An 18,723-nucleotide genomic window follows, 5' to 3' on the forward strand; every position below is an offset into this window, starting at 1 on the left:
CATCAACTTCTCTTCACCATCAAGCATTTCCAGATGCGGGCTGTTGTGATAGATAAGTAAGCGCAAACGGTGGAAGTAATAGGCAGCGGTATTTTTATTGACGCTAACTAATTGCGCCGCTGTGCGGGCGGTAACACCTGCAACAAATAGTTCAATCAGTTTGTTTTGCTTGTACTGACTTAAACGACTTTTTCTCATAGGGATTATTCTAACCTGAAGTTAAATTTCCCTAGTTATCTAGTACAGCCCCTTGTTCAAAGATGCTGTTTGCTTTTCCCAAAAAGAAAAAACGAAAAATTAAACATGCCCAATAGCAAAAGGCAGGCTTAAGTTTTCGTTTTTGAGTGTGTGCCTGATTTGTGCCTAAAGGCTATTAAAAAAGCTGTATACGACGGCAATCCATGAATAAATTATTATTTAATAACAATTAGTTATATCTGTATTTTTGGATTCAAAAAACTCTATTTTCCAGCCAAACGGTATTTACACGCGGCTGCGGTTGGCTTCGGCCAGCAATGTCAATAACGCTTCGGTTGTATCCCAACCGATGCAGGCATCGGTGATGCTTTGACCGTAGGTTTCCGGTTTGTCTTGGCGGCCTTCCACCAAATGGCTTTCCACCATCACGCCCATAATATTGTTTTCACCGTTGCAGATTTGCTGTGCCACATCTTCGGCCACGGCCATTTGGCGTTTATAGTCTTTGCAGCTGTTGGCATGGCTGAAATCTACCATCAGTTTGGGCGGCACTCCGGCCTGCTCGAGCCGGGCAGCCGCGTCTTTCACATGCTCGGCACTGTAATTCGGCTCTTTGCCGCCGCGCAGAATCACATGGCAGTCGGGATTGCCTGCGGTGTGTACAATCGCGGAATGGCCGGTTTTGGTAACCGAGAGAAAATGGTGCGGATGGGAAGCCGCGCCAATGGCATCGATGGCGATTTTCAGATTACCATCGGTGCCGTTTTTAAAGCCGACAGGGCACGACAAGCCGCTGGCCAATTCGCGGTGGACTTGGCTTTCGGTGGTGCGCGCACCGATGGCACCCCATGAAATCAGGTCGGCATAATATTGCGGTGTAATCATATCGAGAAACTCGGTAGATGCCGGCATACCCATATCGTTCAACGCAAGCAGCAGTTTGCGCGCCTGCCTCAGGCCGAAATTGATATCGAATGAGCCGTCCAAATGGGGGTCGTTGATCAAGCCTTTCCAACCTACGGTGGTGCGCGGTTTCTCAAAATAAACGCGCATCACAACCAGCAGCTCTTTTTCGTATTTTTTGCGCAGCGGCAGCAGCCGCGCGGCATATTCGAGCGCAGCGCCCGGGTCGTGGATAGAACAGGGGCCGATTACTACCAGCAGGCGGTTGTCTTTGCCGTGAACCAACCCGGCTACTTCCCGGCGGGTTCGGTAAACCAAATCAGAAGCAGCTTCACTGATAGGCAGGTCATACAGATGGGCAATCGGCGGCAGCAGTTCTTTGATTTCTTTGATTTTTACATCGTCTGTTTGGCGGTGCTGCAGGGTCATGATGGTTCTTTTCTATGCAGATGAATCAGGCTGGAGAGCTTAGCGGCTTATGCGGGATATGGCAAGCCAAAAATCCACTTTCCGGCTATTTTATTGTGTAAATCTATAATTTTTATTTTTATGAAAATTTAAATTTCTTAATTTAAGAAATTATAAAATTTTATATCAATGATTTCATATGTCGGAATGCCCAAACCACACCCGTTCCGCTATATGTTTATGGCGTGAAAACTCCGATTCCGTTTTCTGTTTCTGAGTGCGGACATTTCCAAACGGTGCCTCTGAAACGAAAAAAGCCTCAAGAAGTTTTGAAAATGCTGCACTTTTCAGACGGCCTGGTTTCAGACGGCCTGGAACGTTTTCAAGGCTCACAGGATAATATTTTTACCGTAGCCTTCTAGAATTTCTTTAATCCGCAACACGGTTTCTTTGGGCGGCGGGCGTACGCCTTTGAGTTGGTATTCGTCTCCGCACAGCGCCCATTTGTGCGCGCCCAGTTCGTGATACGGCAGAAGCTCCACGGTTTCCACGTTTTCCATGCCGCCGATAAATTCGCCGAGCAGGTTGGCCGAACATTCGTCATCGGTGTAGCCCGGCACGATAACGTAGCGCACGCGTGTGGGTTGACCGCGCTCGGCCAGATAGCGGGCGAAGTTGAGGGTTTTGGTGTTGGGAATGCCCACCAGCACTTTGTGGATTTCAGGATCCATCTGTTTCAAATCGAGCATCACCAGATTGGTGTGGTCGAGCAAGTCATCGAGAATTTCATCGTAATGCAGGGCATAGCCGTTGGTGTCGAGACAAGTGTGGATATCGTGTTGGCGGCAGGCGGTAAACCAGTCGCGCAGAAATTCGTATTGCAGCAGCGGTTCGCCGCCGGTTGCGGTTATGCCGCCGCCGGTGGCTTTGAGGTAGTGGCGGTATGACAACACCTGCTTCATCACCTGCTCCACCGTGAGCTCTTGCGATTTGTCGGTGTGCATCTCCCAAGTGTCGCGGTTGTGGCAATACAGGCAGCGCATCAGGCAGCCCTGCAGAAACAGCACAAACCGCAAACCCGGCCCGTCCACCGTGCCGCAGGATTCGATGGAATGCACGATGGCGGTGCCATGATAGCCCCTGCGGCCTTCGCGCTGTTCGTTGTCGGGTTTGATGGTGTAGGTTTGCATGGTGTTGCCTTTTTTCATTTATTCTGAATGTTGCTGATATTGCAGCAGAAAGCTTCTGCCTACAGGGCGAAGCGGTGTGTACGCAAAAATGCAGTTTGCACCGGTTTGGGCATAACGGCAATCTGCCGCCCGCCGCCATGTTTTATAAACATCTGTTCTGCTTTGATTAATGCTTTCAGACGGCCTTTGCTGAAAATTAAGGCCGTCTGAAAAAATGCCGGGTAAAATCACCCGGCATGGCGTTCACAAGCCCGCAAAGAACTACATATTGGTGGTGAAAGTGCGGGTAATCACGTCTTGCTGCTGCTCGCGGGTCAGCGAGTTGAAGCGCACGGCGTAGCCCGATACGCGGATGGTGAGCTGCGGGTATTTTTCCGGATGCTCCATCGCATCCAGCAGGGTTTCGCGGTTGAGTACGTTCACGTTCAGGTGTTGGCCGCCTTCTACCTCTCCTGCTTCGTGGTGGAAATAACCGTCCATCAGGCCTGCAAGGTTGCGTTCGCGGGATTGCTCGTCTTTACCCAATGCGCCCGGCACAATCGAGAAGGTATAGGAAATACCGTCTTTGGCGAACTCGAACGGCAGTTTGGCTACCGAGCTGAGCGAAGCCACCGCGCCGTTCACATCGCGGCCGTGCATGGGATTGGCGCCGGGACCGAAAGGTGCTCCTGCGCGGCGGCCGTCGGGCGTGTTGCCGGTTTTTTTGCCGTAAACCACATTGGAAGTGATGGTGAGCACGGATTGGGTCGGAATCGCGTTGCGGTACATCGGGTGGGTGGCCACTTTGCGCATGAAGCGTTCCACCAAATCGCAGGCAATGTCATCGACACGGTCATCGTTGTTGCCGAACTGCGGGTATTCGCCTTCGATTTCAAAATCGACAGCAATGTTGTTTTCATCGCGCACGGGTTTGACTTTGGCGTATTTAATGGCGGAAAGCGAGTCGGCAGCTACCGACAAACCGGCAATACCGCAGGCCATGGTGCGTTTGATATCGCGGTCGTGCAGTGCCATCAGCGCGGCTTCATACGAGTATTTGTCGTGCATGTAGTGGATGATGTTCAGCGCGGTAACATATTGCGTGGCCAGCCAATCCATAAAGCTGTCCATTCTCGTCATCACAGTGTCGAAATCCAGCACTTCATCTAGAATCGGCTCTGTTTTGGGGCCGACCTGCTCTTTAGATTTTTCGTCCACACCGCCGTTGATTGCGTATAGCAGGGTTTTGGCCAAATTGGCGCGTGCACCGAAAAACTGCATATGCTTGCCGACCACCATCGGGCTCACGCAGCAGGCAATCGCATAATCATCGCTGTTGAAATCGGGGCGCATCAAATCATCGTTTTCGTATTGGATAGACGAAGTGTCGATGGATACTTTGGCGCAGAAATGCTTGAAGCCCTCGGGCAGCTGTTCCGACCACAACACAGTAATGTTCGGCTCGGGCGAGGGGCCCATGTTATACAGGGTGTGCAGGAAACGGAAGCTGTTTTTGGTTACCAGCGTGCGGCCGTCCAAGCCCATACCGCCGATGGATTCGGTGGCCCAAATCGGGTCGCCGGAAAACAATTGGTCGTATTCGGGCGTGCGCAAAAAGCGCACCATGCGCAGTTTCATCACCAAATGATCGATCAATTCCTGCGCTTCGACTTCGGTTAATGTGCCGTTTTGCAGGTCGCGTTCGATGAAGATATCCAAAAAAGTTGCCACACGGCCGAACGACATGGCGGCGCCGTTTTGCGATTTCACCGCAGCCAGGTAGGCAAAATACGTCCACTGCACGGCTTCACGGGCGTTTTTAGCGGGGCCGGAAATATCGAAGCCGTAGCCGGCGGCCATTTCTTTCATTTGACCCAAGGCTTTATATTGGTCATTGATTTCTTCGCGGCGGCGGATAACTTCTTCCAAATTTTTACCGGCTTCCAAATCGGGTTGCAGCGAATCGAACTGCGCTACTTTGTCGGTCATCAAGCGGTCGATGCCATACAATGCCACGCGGCGGTAATCGCCGATGATGCGGCCCCGGCCGTAAGCATCGGGCAGGCCGGTCAGCACGCCTGATTTGCGGCAGCGGCGGATATCGGGGGTATAAACGTCAAACACACCCTGATTGTGTGTTTTGCGGTATTTGGTGAAAACTTCGGTTACCGCAGGATTAAGCTCCACGCGGTAAATATTGCAGGAATCCTGCACCATTTTCAAACCGCCGAAAGGCATGATAGAGCGCTTTAACGGCTCATCGGTTTGCAAACCCACCACGGTTTCCAACGCTTTATCAATATAGCCCGGCTGGTGGCTGGTGATGCCGGAAACCACTTGGGCATCGATTTTGTAAGGCTCATGGGTACGGTTTTCCACCTTGATACCCTCCATCACTTCTGCCCACAATTTGGTGGTGGCTTCGGTGGCGGGTGCTAAAAAATCGGCATTACCTTCATAAGGCGTGTAGTTTTTTTGAATAAAATCACGTACATTAATACTGTTTTCCCACTCGCCGGCTTTAAAACCGGCCCAAGCAGCGGGGCGTTCCTGTGCGGTGGAAGTCATTTTAAAACTCCTTATTTTTCAAACGATAAGAAAAAGAATACGGTATCTGAACAGTTGAAGCATAGCACTTATTTGCAGCAGCCGCGTTACGATTTAGTTGAAATAAAATTACTTTTTGATATAAATCAGGTAATAAAATGTAGTCAAACCCGGCCTCTTCCAGAGCACTATTATCTTCTTTCAAACAGGCGTAAAATTATTTGATTTTGCCGAAAACAGGCCGTCTGAACACTTTTTCAGACGGCCTGTTGCATGGTCGGCCAAGACAACTGAATCTTTCACCGCCATACCATTATAGTGAGCCCGCTTGATTTCTGTTGCGGTATTGCTGAGTCTCAGCCCAAAAAGCAAAGAGAACGGTTTGGCAAGGCTGCTCTGCTGAAGCGGCAACGGAGCCGACCCCATGTTGTCTTACCCTGTCTGCGGCTTGCTGCCTGCTGCCGAAAACGAAGGAGCGCCCTATTCCGATAAAACGGCGGGTGCCAATCTGCCTGCCGCCTAGGATTATACCCACACTTTATTAATTACAATTCTCTAACAACCCCGACCCGTATCAAAACAGCCCCCAGGGCGGCAGCGAATTCTGCAACACGACAACATACAGCCTCGTCTGCACGGCTTAGCCGCACTCTATATCGATGTGCCGACAGCCTTCCCCCACGCCAAAAACCCCTTGTTAAAACTATCTAACAGCAAAAGCCTCTGCCGTCCAGGCCGGGGCTTTTGCAAAATACCCTTGTCATTCCCGCGCAGGCGGGAATCCGGTCGTTGTTTGTCAGTTATTGAAATAAAGTAATTGATGGTTTTAAGGCCGGCGTCCTGCCAGCGCGGGAATGGCGGTAGCGGAATCTTTCAGACGGCCCAAATGAATCTTGCAAAAGTATCAGGCCGTCTGAAACAAAATTACGGCAACAGTTTCCCCGGATTCATAATATTGTGCGGATCAAGCTCCGCTTTCACCGCCCGCATCAGCGCGATTTCCGCCGCGCTGCGCACGCTCGGCAGCCATTGTTTTTTCACCATACCGATACCGTGCTCCGCCGCCACCGTGCCGCCGCAGGCCAGCACGTTTTCATACACCACAGTATTCACCGCGTCTTCATATTCATACACACCGTTGTCCGACACGCCGGGCAGGAAGGTATTGTAATGCAGGCTGCCGTCGCCCAAATGGCCGAATACCACAATCTTGATGCCCGGGAAAGCCGTCTGAAGCGCACTTTCACAACCGGCCACAAACTCTGCCGCCCGCGCAATCGGCACGGCGATGTCGTGTTTGATGCTCGCACCCAAATTGCGCTGCGCTGCCGAAATATTTTCCCGAAGCGTCCACAAGACCCGGCGCTCGGTTTCGGACTGCGCCGCTACAGCATTGCCAAAACCGTGTGCCAGCAAAAGCTCTGCCAGCTCTTCGCCCAAACTGCCGCTTTCCATCGAATCGGCCAACTCCAGCAAAATATGCCACGATGCGTCTACCGGCTTGCCGATACGGCTGAAATCGGACGACAACGCCAAGGCAAAACGGCCGGCCAGTTCGAAACTGCACAACCGTTCGGCAAAAACACCCTGCACCAACGTGAGCAACGCCACCGCTTGCTCTATCGAATCCACGCCTACCCACACGGTTTCAACGGTTTTCGGCAACGCAAACAGTTTCAGCACCGCCCCCGTTACCACACCCAATGTGCCCTCGCTGCCGATAAACAAATGCCGCAAATCATAGCCGGTGGTATTTTTATGCAACGGATGCAAATGCTGCACCAACTCTCCGTTTGGCAACACCACTTCCAATCCCAATACCAAATCGCGCATGGTTCCGTAGCGCAACACATTTAATCCGCCCGCATTGCAGGCAATATTACCGCCGATTTGGCACGATCCCTCACTGGCCAAACTCAGCGGAAACAGCCGCCCCGCCGCCGCCGCCGCTTGCTGTACCGCTTGCAGCACTATGCCAGCGTCCACTGTGATGGCGTTATCGGCCAAGTTGATGCTGCGGATGCGGTTGAGTTTGGAAAGGTTTAAAAGCACGCCGCCATCGGGCACGGCAGCACCGCATAACCCCGTGTTGCCGCCCTGCGGCGTTACCGGAATCTTGTTTTGAAAGCAAAACCGCATCAGCTGCTGCACGGCGTTTATGCTTTTAGGCTGCACCAAAGCATCGGCTCTGCCGCTATAGCGGCAACGCTGGTCGGTGAGCCATTGCGGTGCGCTTTCTATTATTTCGTCTGCATTTAAAAATTGCCGCAGTGCCGCTTTGATATGTGAACTCATATTCAGGCCGTCTGAAAAACAGAAAAACTTTTTGAAACCGCTTCAAAAAGTTTGGCAGGCAAAACATCTGCCCAAAACAAAAAGCAGAATACAGTGTATTCTGCTTTTTGCCGCATCATTGCAGAAAATACTTACTGTGCAGCAGAAGCGGCGGCATCAGCGGCAGAAGCAGCAGCATCGGCGGCGGTTTCAGCAGCAGAAGCGGCGGCATCAGTAGCAGCCTCAGCGGCAGCTTCGGCAGCAGAAGCAGCTTCAGAAACTTCAGAAGCGGCAGCAGAAACCTCAGAAGCAGCAGCATCTACGGCAGAAGCCGCAGCATCAACAGCCTCGCTGGCAGCAGAAGCAGCATCGGGAGCCGCAGCCTGCTGGCCGCAGGCAGCCAAGAACAAAGACATCAGAGCAGCGGCTAACAAAGATTTTTTCATTTTCAATACCTTTTAAATCGATTTAAACAAATTGACACAGGCAAAACCCAGTCTCATATGAAAAAAGAATTCATTGCTGAATTTCGGCATTATGCCCGACCTGACAGGCTGGCGCAATGCAACCGCAACCCAGCGAACCATGAATATGGTAACTTAGTCATGCCCAAACCAAAATAAGTTCAATATAAATTGCAAATTTCTGATTTATTTTTGTAATAAAATTAAAGTTTGCATTGAAATTTCAAATTTTTAAACATTCAATAACGAATAAAACTATTTTATTGGTTATTTAAGCATTATTTGCCACAATAATGCAAAAAGTAGCAAAAGTACAACATTTGCATAATTTTTGACAGATACAGCTTGATTTTGCCGGACTAAGTGTAAACCGGGCCGCCGCCGTAAGTGTGTTATAATTGAAAATCCTTCACCGAAGAAACCGAATTTCCAAAACAAACAAGGATCTTTAAGCATGGTCATCCAAAAAAATTCAGTTGTTACCCTGCATTACGAAATGTTTGACGCCAACGACCAGTTACTCGACAAAACCGAACAACCCATCGCTTACCTGCACGGCGGCTACGATGGGATTTTCCCGTTGGTAGAAGAAGCGCTGCACGGCAAAGAAGCGGGGGATGTGGTCGATATCATCCTGCAGCCCGATGATGCTTTCGGCGAACAAGACCCGGAGTTGGTGCGCATCGAAGATGCAGACGTATTCCCCGTTGAAGTGGAAGTCGGCATGATGTTCGAAGCCGATGACCCCGAAACCGGCGATGTATGGGTTTACCGCGTAACCGATGTGGCAGACGGCAAAGCCGTGGTTGACGGCAACCACCCGCTGGCCGGCATGAAAATCCGTTTCAAAGCCACGATCGACAGCGTGCGCGATGCCAGCGAAGAAGAAATTGCCCACGGTCATGTACACGGCGAACACGGACACCACCATTAAGCAGCAGGCATTTTAAAACAGGCCGTCTGAAACTTTCAGACGGCCTGAAATCTTTGCAAAATTCAAAAACAAGAAGTTTGTTTACTGCGCTCCCGCGCAGAGGGGAATCCAAGCTTTCGGTATCATGGCATTTTTTAATCGATATTTCTATTTTCATCTGGATTCCCACCCGTGCGGAGTAGCCGGCGGCCTTGCGAAGCTAAAAACGATATTAAAAGCCTTTCAGACGGCATTGAGGGTATTTTGGCCGGGTGCGCAGCCTGTTTTGCCAGGTTATTACCATTTCTCAAAAGCCCTGCCGCTGACAGCCGGCTTTAAAAACCATAACAGTATTTGCCCGGTTGCGTATTGGTACTATCCACAGCCTGCCGCCTTCTCTTATTTTAAAATCAGCCGGTTATGTATGCCTCCGGTTGGGAAGAAAACCTTGCCGCAAACTGCAGCAACAACAGCCATATCCGCCTTGCCAGCGCGGGCATTCATCACCGCTGCCGCGCACAGGCTTTGTTTGCACGTATTCTACACAGCAGACTTTATTTTTCACGTTGCTCCGCGCTTGGTCTGTTTGGCTTCCTGCCCGGCCTTATATTGCTGCAGAAACACCAATGCCGCTGCTTTTTCATCTGCTGTTCCGTATTGTAAATCGCGCTGCGCACGGCGGTAGGCCGCACGCTCCTTGGCTTCTTCCAACTGTTGCGCCTGATAGGCTGCCCTATTGGCCGACACCGCCCGCTGCGCTTGTTGCGCCTGCGCACGCGCCATTGCCTGCGCAATCAAATCGGCGGGATTAAACGGGGCAGTTGCGGTATGCAACGCTGCCGCCCCATCTCGCACTTTGGCTTTCACAGCGGCTTCACATTCGGTCAAACGGGCTTTTTTCTCCTGCAAATTCCTTGCCCGGCGCGCTTCGTGCCGGTTAAAACGGACGCGGGCATATTCTGCGGCGGCCTTGCGCGGTTCGCAGCCATGCGCATCTGCCCGCGCCAACGGCAGAAAATCTGCCTCTACCGGCTGCATATGAATGCAGTCTACCGGGCACGGCGCCACGCACAATCGGCAACCCGTGCATTCGTTGCGGATAACCGTGTGCATCTGCTTGGATGCGCCCATAATGGCATCGACCGGGCAGGCCCTGATGCAGGCCGTGCAGCCGATACACACCGTTTCATCTATCCACGCCAAAGCCTTTTGTTGAGTTTTCACAGGCCGTGCCGGCATTCTGCCGAGCAGGCCGGCGATATCCAGCATCACTGCCTCACCGCCCGGCGCGCACAGATTGATTTCGGCCCTGCCTTCGGCCAACGCCTGCGCATAGGGCAGGCAGCCCTGATAACCGCATTCGCGGCATTGGGTTTGCGGCAGGAGATTATCCAAGCGTTTGGCAAGATTCATGGTTGGCAGGTCGGAATCGAAAAGGCAGATTTTAACAGATACGCGGAACAAACCTGAGTAAGGCGGGGTTGTCCGGTGTTTCGGCAAAATTCAAAAAACAGACACGAAGATTTGCCGCCGTCAAACAATATTGGATCATTTTCAGACGGCCTGTGCTGTTGAAAGACACTTCAGGCTGAATCGCCAACCGCGCCCGGGCAGGATAAGGTTTCCGTATCAGCCTCACCACACGGCATACCCCCCCCCGCCACACGGCCGGCAGCCGTTTATTCCCCTTCCAGGCCGAATTTTTGCAGCAGACGCGCCTGACACTGCCCTAAGTGCTTACGCATCATTTTGCAGGCACGGCTGCCTTTGCCCGCCACCAGCAAATCGAGAATTTCGCGGTGCTCGCAATAGGTGTGGCGCAAACGGTCTTTCGGGGTGTCGAAAACAGCAATAATCAGCGAAGAACGAGCACACAGGGCATTGACGGTGTCAAGCAGCACGCTGTTGTCAAGCAGCCGCGCCAATTCAACGTGAAAAGCATTGGAAAGGCGGTTCCATGCTACGCGGTCGCCGCGGGTGAAAGCAGCTTCTTCCCGCTCTATCAAGGCATACAGCGGTTGGGCGCGCCCGGCCAAATCGGGCTGCTCGAGCAGCATACCGATAACGGTTTCTTCCAGCGCGATGCGCATTTTGAATACGTCCTGCATTTCTTTGGCATCGGGAACATGCACAAATGCACCGCGGTTGGGCTGCAAATCAACGATTTTATCGTGTGCCAGCAGCGAGAGTGCGCCACGCACGGTGCCGCGCGAACACACCATCTGCCGGCACAAATCCGATTCGGTCAGTTTGTGTCCGGGGCGGAACTGGTGGTCGGTGATTCTGTCGAGAATCCCGGCATATACCCTGAACAGTTCGGAGTCGTGCCGCTCTTCCACAGAATCGGAGGCGGCAGGGGCATCAAATATATTGTTGCTTTCAAACATATTTCGTCTCTTTGTTCCATCGTCATCAGATGGATTTCAAGGCCGTCCGAACGTTTTTTCAGACGGCCTCTGCCGGCAAAACCTTTACGCCTGCACCAATTCGAAACTGTGTGTTACGGTTGCCGCCTTGCCCAGCATAATCGAAGCGGAGCAGTATTTTTCGGCCGACATCTCCACCGCTTTGGCAATGGCACTTTCTTTGAGATCACGGCCGAACACTTTGAAATGAATATGGATTTCGGTAAACACGCGCGGCGTGGTGTCTGCGCGCCTGGCTGTTACCGATGCCCGGCAGTCGGTGATGTTCTGCCGTTGTTTTTGGGCAATCATCACCACATCGATGCTGGAACAGCCCGCCACGCCCAGCAGCAGCATTTCCATCGGGCTGGGGCCGCGTTTGGCCTGCCCCTCTGCCGCCGCGCCTTCCATCACCACGCTGTGTCCGTGTCCGGTGGTGCCGACAAAACACATGCCGTCCAACCATTGTGAAGTTACCTGCATATTTTACTCCTGATTATCTGCCCGATTGAAAATGTACCCAAGCGGCAGCCGTGCCGCCGCCTGCACTCAGCCCAACGGCCGCTCCGACACCAAAATGCCGTCTGAATCACTGTAGAGATAGTGGCCGGGGGTGAAGGTTATGCCACCGAAACTGACCGGAACGTCCACTTCGCCCGTGCCTTCTTTGCCGCTTTTGCGCGGATTGGTGCCCAGCGCTTTCACGCCGAAATCGAGCGTGTTAAGTATTTCGCTGTCGCGCACCGCGCCGAAAACCACCGCGCCCGCCCAGCCGTTTGCAGCACCTGCGCCGGCAACCATATCGCCCATCAGCGCGCTGTATAAATCGCCGCCGCCGTCTACCACCAACACTTCACCGTCTGAATGCGTGTTCATCAGCTGTTTCACCAAGCCGTTGTCGCGGCTGCATTTGACGGTGCGGATTCTGCCGCAGAAGCGGTGGCGGCGGCCGAAATGGCGCAGCTGGGTTTCGCACGATGGCGTGTCCGGTGCCGTGTCGATGAGATCGGCAGTTGAAAAGTCGTATCTGCTCATGATGGTTTCCTTTGCTGAGAAGGGATAATCAAACAAACCGCGCCGCCCGCTTTGCGCTTTCAGACGGCCGACAGCGGCACTTTCCCCGATTATTTGCAACTCGGCTCCAAAGGCCGTCTGAAAGCCGTTTGAAGGCCTGTAAAGTATTCCGCCGTGCCGTTTTGCGGCGCGGCTACAGGTTTTCCAGCATCCACGCCACATAGCGGCCGACACCTTCGTCCACATCGAAGAAAGTGCCGTCATAGCCCGCTTCGCGCAAACGCGAAATATCGGCCTCGGTGAAGCTCTGGTATTTGCCTTTGAGCGCATCGGGAAACGGGATATAGCGGATAAGCTCTTCTTTCACCAGCTCTTCCAGCGTCATCGCCGCTTTGCCTTCGGCCAGGCGGCAGGCATTGACGGTAGCGGCCGCCAACTCGTTAAACGGGCGGCCGCGGCCGGTGCCGAGGTTGAAAATACCTGATTTTTCGGGGTGGTCGAAGAAAAACAGGTTTACTTTTACCACATCTTCCACGCTCACGAAATCGCGGGTTTGCCCACCTTTATCATAGCCGCCGTATGCGCCGAAGAGATTAACGTAGCCGTTTTCGCGGTATTGGTTGAAGTGGTGGAAGGCCACCGATGCCATGCGGCCTTTGTGCTGCTCGTGCTGCCCGTAAACGTTGAAATAGCGGAAGCCCGCCACCTGCGCACTCAGCCCTTCTTTCAGGCGGCGGCGCACCACCTGGTCGAATTGGAATTTGGAATAGCCGTAAACATTGAGCGGTTTTTCCAGCTCCCGCTCTTCGCGGAATACCTCGCCTTTGCCATACACCGCCGCGCTGGAGGCATAAAGATAGGGAATGCGTTCGTCTTGGCACCAATCGAGCAGATCGAGGCTGTATTGATAGTTGTTGTCCATCATATAGTGCCCATCGTGCTCCATGGTGTCGGAGCAGGCACCCTCGTGGAACACGGCTTCGATGTTGTCGTAGGGCAGCGCGTGTTCGCGCACTTGGCGGATAAACTCGTGTTTGTCGAGATAATGGGCGATTTCGCACCCGGCCAGGTTTTTGAATTTTTCGCCGCGGCTTAAATTATCCACGGCAACGATGTCGGTGATGCCGCGCCGGTTTAAGGCCTGAATGATGTTGCTGCCGATAAAGCCGGCGGCACCGGTTACGATGATGGTCATGATTTTTCCTTTCGGGAGGCCGTCTGAAAAAGCCTCGGGCTTTCAGACGGCCGTTAATGTTTGTATCAGCTTCTGCACCCATGCTGGCTGCGCATCGGTTTGCAGATAAACTTTACCGCCGGCAGCATACCGCACCCATGCCAACTCTGCCCCGGAATTATCATAAAGATACGCTTCATCGGCCTGCCTGCGTTTGATTTTTCCAAACCGGGTTGGTGCACAGCATCTCCTTTCAAGGCCGTCTGAAACCGCCGTTATTCCTTTTCGAGCGCAGCCGCCAACTCGTCAAACGGACACACCGCCGTGCCCAATTTGGCCACCACCACACCTGCGGCACTGTTGGCAATGTGCATGGCTTCGGGCAGGCTTAAGCCGGCGGCCAGCCCCAAACCCATGCTGGCGATAACGGTGTCGCCCGCGCCGGACACGTCATAAACTTCCTGCGCGCGCGTGGGTTGGTTAATGATTTCATTGCCGTCAAATAAGGTCATGCCCTCTTCGCTGCGGGTCAGCAGCAATGCCTCGAATTCGAGATTACGGCACAAACGGCGGGCTTTTTCGGCCAATTCTGCTTCGCTGCGCCAGCTGCCCGCCACCTCTTTCAACTCGGCACGGTTGGGGGTGAGCAGGGTGGCGCCGGCATATTTTTCATAGTCGCCGCCTTTGGGGTCGATTAACACGGGTTTGCCGGCCCGGCGCGCCCATTCTATCATCGAGGCCACATGCAGCAGGCCGCCTTTGCCGTAGTCCGACAAAACCACCACATCGTATTCAGGCAGTAGGGCGCGGTATTGGTCTTTCACCGAATCGAGGATTTCGCGGTGCGGCGTTTCTTCAAAGTCGAGCCGGATAAGCTGCTGGTTGCGTGCCACCACGCGCAGTTTCACCGTGGTGGCGATTTCGGAATCACGCACCAAATGAGCGGCCACGCCGTCTTGCCGCATCAGCCCCTCGAGCACGCCAGCCGCCTCATCGTTGCCGGTTACCGACAGCAAAGCAGCCTGCCCGCCCAGCGAGGCAACGTTGCGGGCAACATTGGCCGCACCGCCGGCGCGTTGGTCGGTTTTGCCGATTTTGGCCACCGGCACGGGTGCTTCAGGCGAAATGCGCGACACATCGCCAAACCAATAGCGGTCGAGCATCACATCGCCCACCACCAATACGCGTGCCCGCGCAAAATGCGCTTTCAGGGTTTCGGGGGAAAGGGAAAACGCCATATTTCCATCCAATCTGTTATCGGTTTTCAGACGGCCTGCGCTGCGGCCGCCCGCTGTTGCCGCCGTTTTTTGGGGAGGGGCGGCATCTTCAAACGCTGCGGGGTACCCCCCGAACATTTTCAGACGGCTCCAATACCTGCAGATTCTGCCGCAGAAGCGGTGGCGGGGTGCCGCCCAAACGTTTTCAGACGGCCGCAATACCGGCCGAACCGCCTGCTTCAGGCAGAGCCTGCGCTGTTGACGTGCGGCGGCGGGAAAGCGGGCGGGTGCGGCCGTCTGAACACTCAGCCTGCCGCTGCCGTGTTGATTTCGCGCAGCACGGCAACGGGGTCGGCGGCCTGGGTAACGGGTCGGCCCATCACCAGATAAGTGGAGCCGGCCGCCAGCGCCTGAGCCGGAGTCATGATTCGGCGCTGGTCATCGCTGTTGCCCGCCACATCGAGGCGGATACCGGGCGTAACCAGCACAAAATCTCCGCCCAAGCCGCGGCGCAGCGGGGCGGCTTCGCGGGCGGAACACACCACGCCGTCCAAGCCCGAGCTTTGCGCGAGTTTGGCCCAGCGCAACACCAACTCTTCCACCGGCGCGTTCAGGCCGGTTTCGGCCAAGTCGGCCTCTTCCATGCTGGTGAGCACAGTTACACCGATTAGCAGCGGCCTGTGCGCCTGATTGGCTACGGCTTCGGCAGCGGCCTCCATCATGCGGCGGCCGCCGCAGGCGTGCATATCGACCATCCACACCCCCATCTCCGCCGCCGCGCGGCAGGCTTTGGCCACGGTGTTGGGAATATCGTGGTATTTCAAATCGAGAAACAGCTCGAAGCCTTGGTTAATCAGGTTTTCGGCCAAACGGCGGCCGGTGGCGGTAAACAGCTCTTTGCCGATTTTCAAGCGGCACAGCTCGGGAGAAAGACGGCGCACAAACGCCAGCGTATCGTGTTCGTTGGCAAAATCCAGCGCCACAATCACGGGCTTTGCGGCAAAACCGGTGTGGAAATCGGCAGCTAACGGGTTCATAAAAACATCCTTACCTCAATATGGGTGAAACGCTGCTTTTCGCGGCAGCAGCATGATTTGACAGTGGATTTTATAGCAAACCCGTATTTCCGGCACAAGGCATAAAACGGCAAGCCGCCGGCAATGAAGAAACCGGTTTTGCTGCCGTTGCGGCGGGCAAAGCCGCTTTCTTTAAGCGGGGCTGAGCCGAAGCGGGAAACGAAGATATCCACCATACCCCCGCCCTGCAGCGGATTGCGGCCGATGCCTGCGCCTTTTTCCGGCCCGGGATAAATATTTTCCGGCCCCGCCGCAAAGCCGCAAACCACGGCAGCGGTTTGTAAAAACTGCGCCCGAAACCACCGTGCCGGCAACGGCAGCCGCGCAGACTCTGCAACCTATAAAGTAAAGGCGCGGCGCGGGCGGTATACCGTGCCGCACATACTGCAAACAGCGGGCCGCACCGCCTGCCCGTGCGGCAGCCCTGCCCGATTTTAACAGCTTTTCCATCCCACTTGGGCAGCCCGCACACCCGCGCGTGTTAAAATCACGGCTTCTTTTTTTCAGACGGCCTCTTTAAGATGATCTGCCTTGCCTGGAACCGCCCGCCCGCTGCCGCCTGTCTTACCCGCACCGTTGCGCAGCACGACAGGCCGCTTTATTTGGTTGTGTGCCTGCCCGACCGGAGCTTCCCTGTCTTCAGGCCGTCTGAAAACCCCTCTGCGCTCGAAAAAGCGTTGCTTCAGGCTGTCGAAGCCAAACTCGGCTGCATTCAGTTCAACACCGCCAATGCGCTGGGCGACATTCTGCCGGGCGTGCATTTATGGCTGATGCCGCCCGAAGCTGCGTGCCGTCTCGGCGAGCATTTTCCGCAACCCGTGCAATGGCAGACCGAAGCCGTGCCGCAACTGCCGCTGCCGCAGCTCAAGCCGTGGTTTGCGCCGCCCAAACGGCACACCCCCACCCGCGCCATCGTTATCGGCGCAGGCATTGCCGGCGCGGCTACCGCCCGCGCGCTGGCACAACACGGCCTGCCCGTTACCGTGCTCGAAGCTGCTGCGCCGGCTGGTGCCGCATCGGGCAACCGGCAAGGGCTGCTGTATGCCAAGATTTCGCCGCACCACACCGAGCAGACCGAATTATTGCTGTGCGGCTACGGCCACACCCGCCGCCTGCTCGAAGATCTGCTGCCCGCGCGCGCAAACTGGGGCGGAAACGGCGTGCTCCATCTCGACCATAACGATGAGGAAACCCGCCGCAATCAGGCGCTGGCAGCACAAACCCACCACGCCCATCTCTACCGCGCCGTATCCGCCGAAACCGCTTCGCGGCTGGCCGGCATCCCTGTTGCCCAAAGCGCGCTTTATTGGCCGCAGGGCGTATGGCTGAACCCGCCCGCGCTGGTACACGCCCTGCTCGACCACCCTCTGATTGAGCTTTACAGTCACACCGCCGTGTGCTCGACAGAATACCGCAACGGCACATGGCAGGTAGAAACCTCCGGCGGGCGCGCTTTTCAGGGCAGCCATATTGTTTTTTGCATGGGCGCGCACAGCCCGCTCGCCGCCCTGCCCGATGTGTCGGCACTGCCCTACCGCCTGATTCGCGGCCAAACCGATTTGGCGGCCGCCACGCCCTATTCCGCCGCGCTGCGCTGCGCCCTTTCCGCCGCCGGCTACATCAGCCCTGCCTGGCAGGGCGTGCACTGTTTCGGCGCCACCTTTATCCAGCACGACACCGGTTGCGAATGGCGCGCCGGCGATGCCGAAGCCAACCGTCTCACCCTGCGCAAACTGGATAGCACACTGGCCGAAAATTTATTTTCAGACGGCCGAAACCCAAACAGGCCGTCTGAAACCCGCTGCGACCGCCCCGCCCCCTTACAGGGCCATGCCGCCCTGCGCTGCGACAGCCCCGACCATCTGCCGTTGGCAGGCGCGCTCGGCGACATCTGCGCCATGCAGCAGGCCTATGCCAAACTTGCGCTCGATAAAAACTACCGCATCTGCACACCCTGCCCCTATCTGCCGGGTGCCTACATCAACACCGCCCACGGCAGCCGCGGCCTGGCCACCGCCCCCGTGTGCGCCGCCGCCGTTGCGGCCGGCATTCTCGGCCTGCCCAACCCGCTGCCGCAACGCCTGCGCAGCGCGCTCTCGCCCAACCGTACGGTTGTCCGCGCGCTTATCCGCGGCCGGCCGCTGCTGGAACAGGCTTGATGCGGCATGTTTCATTCTGTGCAACGGATAACAAACCCGCTTTGTTTGCATTGCATTGCTGCCGCGCCCCGACCAAAGCGAAAGGTTGGGCAGGACGCACTGAAACAGCGGCAAAAACGGCTTTACGCTGTCTGTATGATTTCCTGCGGCCTGCCTTGATATGAAGAGTATGCCGGTTGATGATGCCTGCCCCTGTTTTCAGACGGCCCAAAGCCTTTGCCAAACACCTGAATGCCGGTTGGAGTGCCGTCTGAAAAACCGAATACCGTGATGAGCTCCGCAAGCCCGCCGCGCCCCGTGCAGGCGGATATCCGAGCAGAAAGATTGAAGCATCGATCAAACACATACCGAGATGTCGGATATCGGGCTTCCGCCTGCACGAAAATAAGGCAGATAAACTGCTTGCGGTGTTTTTTCGATTCTGCCGATGCCTCAAAATGAAGAATACACAAAGGCCGTCTGAAAACTTTTTCAGACGGCCTTTGCTACGCGGGGCAGGTTTACAAACTGCCGCACGGAGCAAATAAAGGCATGCAGCCGGAGCGGCACCAACATACCGCGCGGCCGCGCCATAGCAGAACAAGCCTGACACCGCACACCAAAGATAGTGTGTGAAAGTGTCAATGCCGTTGATGTATTCTTTCGGCAACAACCAAGCCGTGCCCTGCTTTTGTAGGGCATTTTTCTGTTTGAAATTGTTAATTTATGCTGTTAATCCGTAACGGGTTTTGTCGTATTCCGTTTGGTTTTTCAAAATGTAGAAAGCGATGGTTACCAGCTTTCTCATAATTGCAACAATAGA

At 54.8% G+C, this 18,723-nt stretch carries 15 protein-coding genes and 1 pseudogene; 2 read left to right on the forward strand and 14 right to left on the reverse strand.

Going from position 1 to position 18,723, the window contains the following annotated elements:
* The 6 genes and pseudogenes from IR141_RS09755 to IR141_RS09780 form a co-directional block, all read right to left on the reverse strand.
* A pseudogene (locus tag IR141_RS09755) lies at positions 1 to 198 on the reverse strand (IS1595 family transposase); the annotation flags it as partial.
* A 285-nt stretch (positions 199 to 483) separates the two neighbouring features.
* Positions 484 to 1,530: a 3-deoxy-7-phosphoheptulonate synthase AroG gene (aroG, locus tag IR141_RS09760; RefSeq protein WP_135036600.1), complete on the reverse strand. Its 1,047-nt coding sequence runs from the start codon at positions 1,528 to 1,530 to the stop codon at positions 484 to 486.
* Between the two features lie 368 nt (positions 1,531 to 1,898).
* Positions 1,899 to 2,699: a pyruvate formate lyase 1-activating protein gene (gene pflA, locus IR141_RS09765; protein WP_135036602.1), complete on the reverse strand. Its 801-nt coding sequence runs from the start codon at positions 2,697 to 2,699 to the stop codon at positions 1,899 to 1,901.
* A 261-nt stretch (positions 2,700 to 2,960) separates the two neighbouring features.
* Entirely contained in the window at positions 2,961 to 5,246 is a 2,286-nt protein-coding gene (pflB, locus tag IR141_RS09770) for a formate C-acetyltransferase (RefSeq protein WP_135036606.1), read from the reverse strand.
* A 903-nt stretch (positions 5,247 to 6,149) separates the two neighbouring features.
* Positions 6,150 to 7,520 carry an FAD-binding oxidoreductase gene (locus tag IR141_RS09775; RefSeq protein WP_135036609.1) on the reverse strand — a complete coding sequence of 457 codons (1,371 nt, stop codon included), beginning with the start codon at positions 7,518 to 7,520 and terminating at the stop codon, positions 6,150 to 6,152.
* Positions 7,521 to 7,651: 131 nt separating this feature from the next.
* On the reverse strand, positions 7,652 to 7,945 hold the full coding sequence (locus IR141_RS09780; protein WP_167743154.1) for a hypothetical protein: 294 nt from the start codon (positions 7,943 to 7,945) through the stop codon (positions 7,652 to 7,654).
* Positions 7,946 to 8,417: 472 nt separating this feature from the next.
* Between IR141_RS09780 and IR141_RS09785 the strand changes: the two genes are divergently transcribed.
* Positions 8,418 to 8,897, forward strand: a complete 480-nt coding sequence (locus IR141_RS09785; protein WP_135036612.1) for a peptidylprolyl isomerase — start codon at positions 8,418 to 8,420, stop codon at positions 8,895 to 8,897.
* Between the two features lie 540 nt (positions 8,898 to 9,437).
* Here IR141_RS09785 and IR141_RS09790 read toward each other — a convergent pair.
* The 8 genes from IR141_RS09790 to IR141_RS09825 all read right to left on the reverse strand — a co-directional run bounded on the left by IR141_RS09790 (position 9,438) and on the right by IR141_RS09825 (position 16,076).
* Positions 9,438 to 10,289: an RnfABCDGE type electron transport complex subunit B gene (locus tag IR141_RS09790; RefSeq protein ID WP_135036615.1), complete on the reverse strand. Its 852-nt coding sequence runs from the start codon at positions 10,287 to 10,289 to the stop codon at positions 9,438 to 9,440.
* A gap of 266 nt (positions 10,290 to 10,555) precedes the next feature.
* A complete protein-coding gene (locus IR141_RS09795; RefSeq protein WP_135036618.1) occupies positions 10,556 to 11,263 on the reverse strand; it encodes a GntR family transcriptional regulator in 708 nt (235 codons plus the stop codon).
* 84 nt (positions 11,264 to 11,347) lie between these two features.
* A complete protein-coding gene (locus tag IR141_RS09800; protein WP_135036621.1) occupies positions 11,348 to 11,764 on the reverse strand; it encodes an OsmC family protein in 417 nt (138 codons plus the stop codon).
* Positions 11,765 to 11,830: 66 nt separating this feature from the next.
* On the reverse strand, positions 11,831 to 12,316 hold the full coding sequence (rraA, locus tag IR141_RS09805) for a ribonuclease E activity regulator RraA (RefSeq protein ID WP_135036636.1): 486 nt from the start codon (positions 12,314 to 12,316) through the stop codon (positions 11,831 to 11,833).
* Between the two features lie 172 nt (positions 12,317 to 12,488).
* Entirely contained in the window at positions 12,489 to 13,490 is a 1,002-nt protein-coding gene (rfaD, locus tag IR141_RS09810; protein WP_135036624.1) for an ADP-glyceromanno-heptose 6-epimerase, read from the reverse strand.
* A 254-nt stretch (positions 13,491 to 13,744) separates the two neighbouring features.
* Positions 13,745 to 14,707, reverse strand: a complete 963-nt coding sequence (gene rfaE1 / locus IR141_RS09815; RefSeq protein ID WP_135036639.1) for a D-glycero-beta-D-manno-heptose-7-phosphate kinase — start codon at positions 14,705 to 14,707, stop codon at positions 13,745 to 13,747.
* A 284-nt stretch (positions 14,708 to 14,991) separates the two neighbouring features.
* Positions 14,992 to 15,723 carry an orotidine-5'-phosphate decarboxylase gene (gene pyrF / locus IR141_RS09820; protein ID WP_135036627.1) on the reverse strand — a complete coding sequence of 244 codons (732 nt, stop codon included), beginning with the start codon at positions 15,721 to 15,723 and terminating at the stop codon, positions 14,992 to 14,994.
* Positions 15,720 to 16,076 (reverse strand): hypothetical protein, encoded by a 357-nt coding sequence (locus IR141_RS09825; protein ID WP_135036630.1) that lies wholly within the window; start codon positions 16,074 to 16,076, stop codon positions 15,720 to 15,722. The genes pyrF and IR141_RS09825 overlap by 4 nt, the downstream gene beginning before the upstream one ends.
* Before the next feature lie 207 nt (positions 16,077 to 16,283).
* On the opposite strand from IR141_RS09825, the gene mnmC reads away from it, so the two are divergent.
* Positions 16,284 to 17,921: an FAD-dependent 5-carboxymethylaminomethyl-2-thiouridine(34) oxidoreductase MnmC gene (gene mnmC / locus IR141_RS09830; RefSeq protein ID WP_135036633.1), complete on the forward strand. Its 1,638-nt coding sequence runs from the start codon at positions 16,284 to 16,286 to the stop codon at positions 17,919 to 17,921.
* Positions 17,922 to 18,723 lie beyond the last annotated feature (802 nt).

Source organism: Neisseria sp. 19428wB4_WF04 (assembly GCF_015235335.1).
GTDB lineage: Bacteria > Pseudomonadota > Gammaproteobacteria > Burkholderiales > Neisseriaceae > Neisseria > Neisseria musculi.

Excerpts from the sequence above, each read along its gene's own strand:
- aroG (WP_135036600.1), bottom strand. The coding sequence starts at position 1,530 with ATGACCCTGCAGCACCGCCAAACAGACGATGTAAAAATCAAAGAAATC.
- pflA (WP_135036602.1), bottom strand. The coding sequence starts at position 2,699 with ATGCAAACCTACACCATCAAACCCGACAACGAACAGCGCGAAGGCCGC.
- pflB (WP_135036606.1), bottom strand. The coding sequence starts at position 5,246 with ATGACTTCCACCGCACAGGAACGCCCCGCTGCTTGGGCCGGTTTTAAA.
- IR141_RS09775 (WP_135036609.1), bottom strand. The coding sequence starts at position 7,520 with ATGAGTTCACATATCAAAGCGGCACTGCGGCAATTTTTAAATGCAGAC.
- IR141_RS09780 (WP_167743154.1), bottom strand. The coding sequence starts at position 7,945 with ATGAAAAAATCTTTGTTAGCCGCTGCTCTGATGTCTTTGTTCTTGGCT.
- IR141_RS09785 (WP_135036612.1), top strand. The coding sequence starts at position 8,418 with ATGGTCATCCAAAAAAATTCAGTTGTTACCCTGCATTACGAAATGTTT.
- IR141_RS09790 (WP_135036615.1), bottom strand. The coding sequence starts at position 10,289 with ATGAATCTTGCCAAACGCTTGGATAATCTCCTGCCGCAAACCCAATGC.
- IR141_RS09795 (WP_135036618.1), bottom strand. The coding sequence starts at position 11,263 with ATGTTTGAAAGCAACAATATATTTGATGCCCCTGCCGCCTCCGATTCT.
- IR141_RS09800 (WP_135036621.1), bottom strand. The coding sequence starts at position 11,764 with ATGCAGGTAACTTCACAATGGTTGGACGGCATGTGTTTTGTCGGCACC.
- rraA (WP_135036636.1), bottom strand. The coding sequence starts at position 12,316 with ATGAGCAGATACGACTTTTCAACTGCCGATCTCATCGACACGGCACCG.
- rfaD (WP_135036624.1), bottom strand. The coding sequence starts at position 13,490 with ATGACCATCATCGTAACCGGTGCCGCCGGCTTTATCGGCAGCAACATC.
- rfaE1 (WP_135036639.1), bottom strand. The coding sequence starts at position 14,707 with ATGGCGTTTTCCCTTTCCCCCGAAACCCTGAAAGCGCATTTTGCGCGG.
- pyrF (WP_135036627.1), bottom strand. The coding sequence starts at position 15,723 with ATGAACCCGTTAGCTGCCGATTTCCACACCGGTTTTGCCGCAAAGCCC.
- mnmC (WP_135036633.1), top strand. The coding sequence starts at position 16,284 with ATGATCTGCCTTGCCTGGAACCGCCCGCCCGCTGCCGCCTGTCTTACC.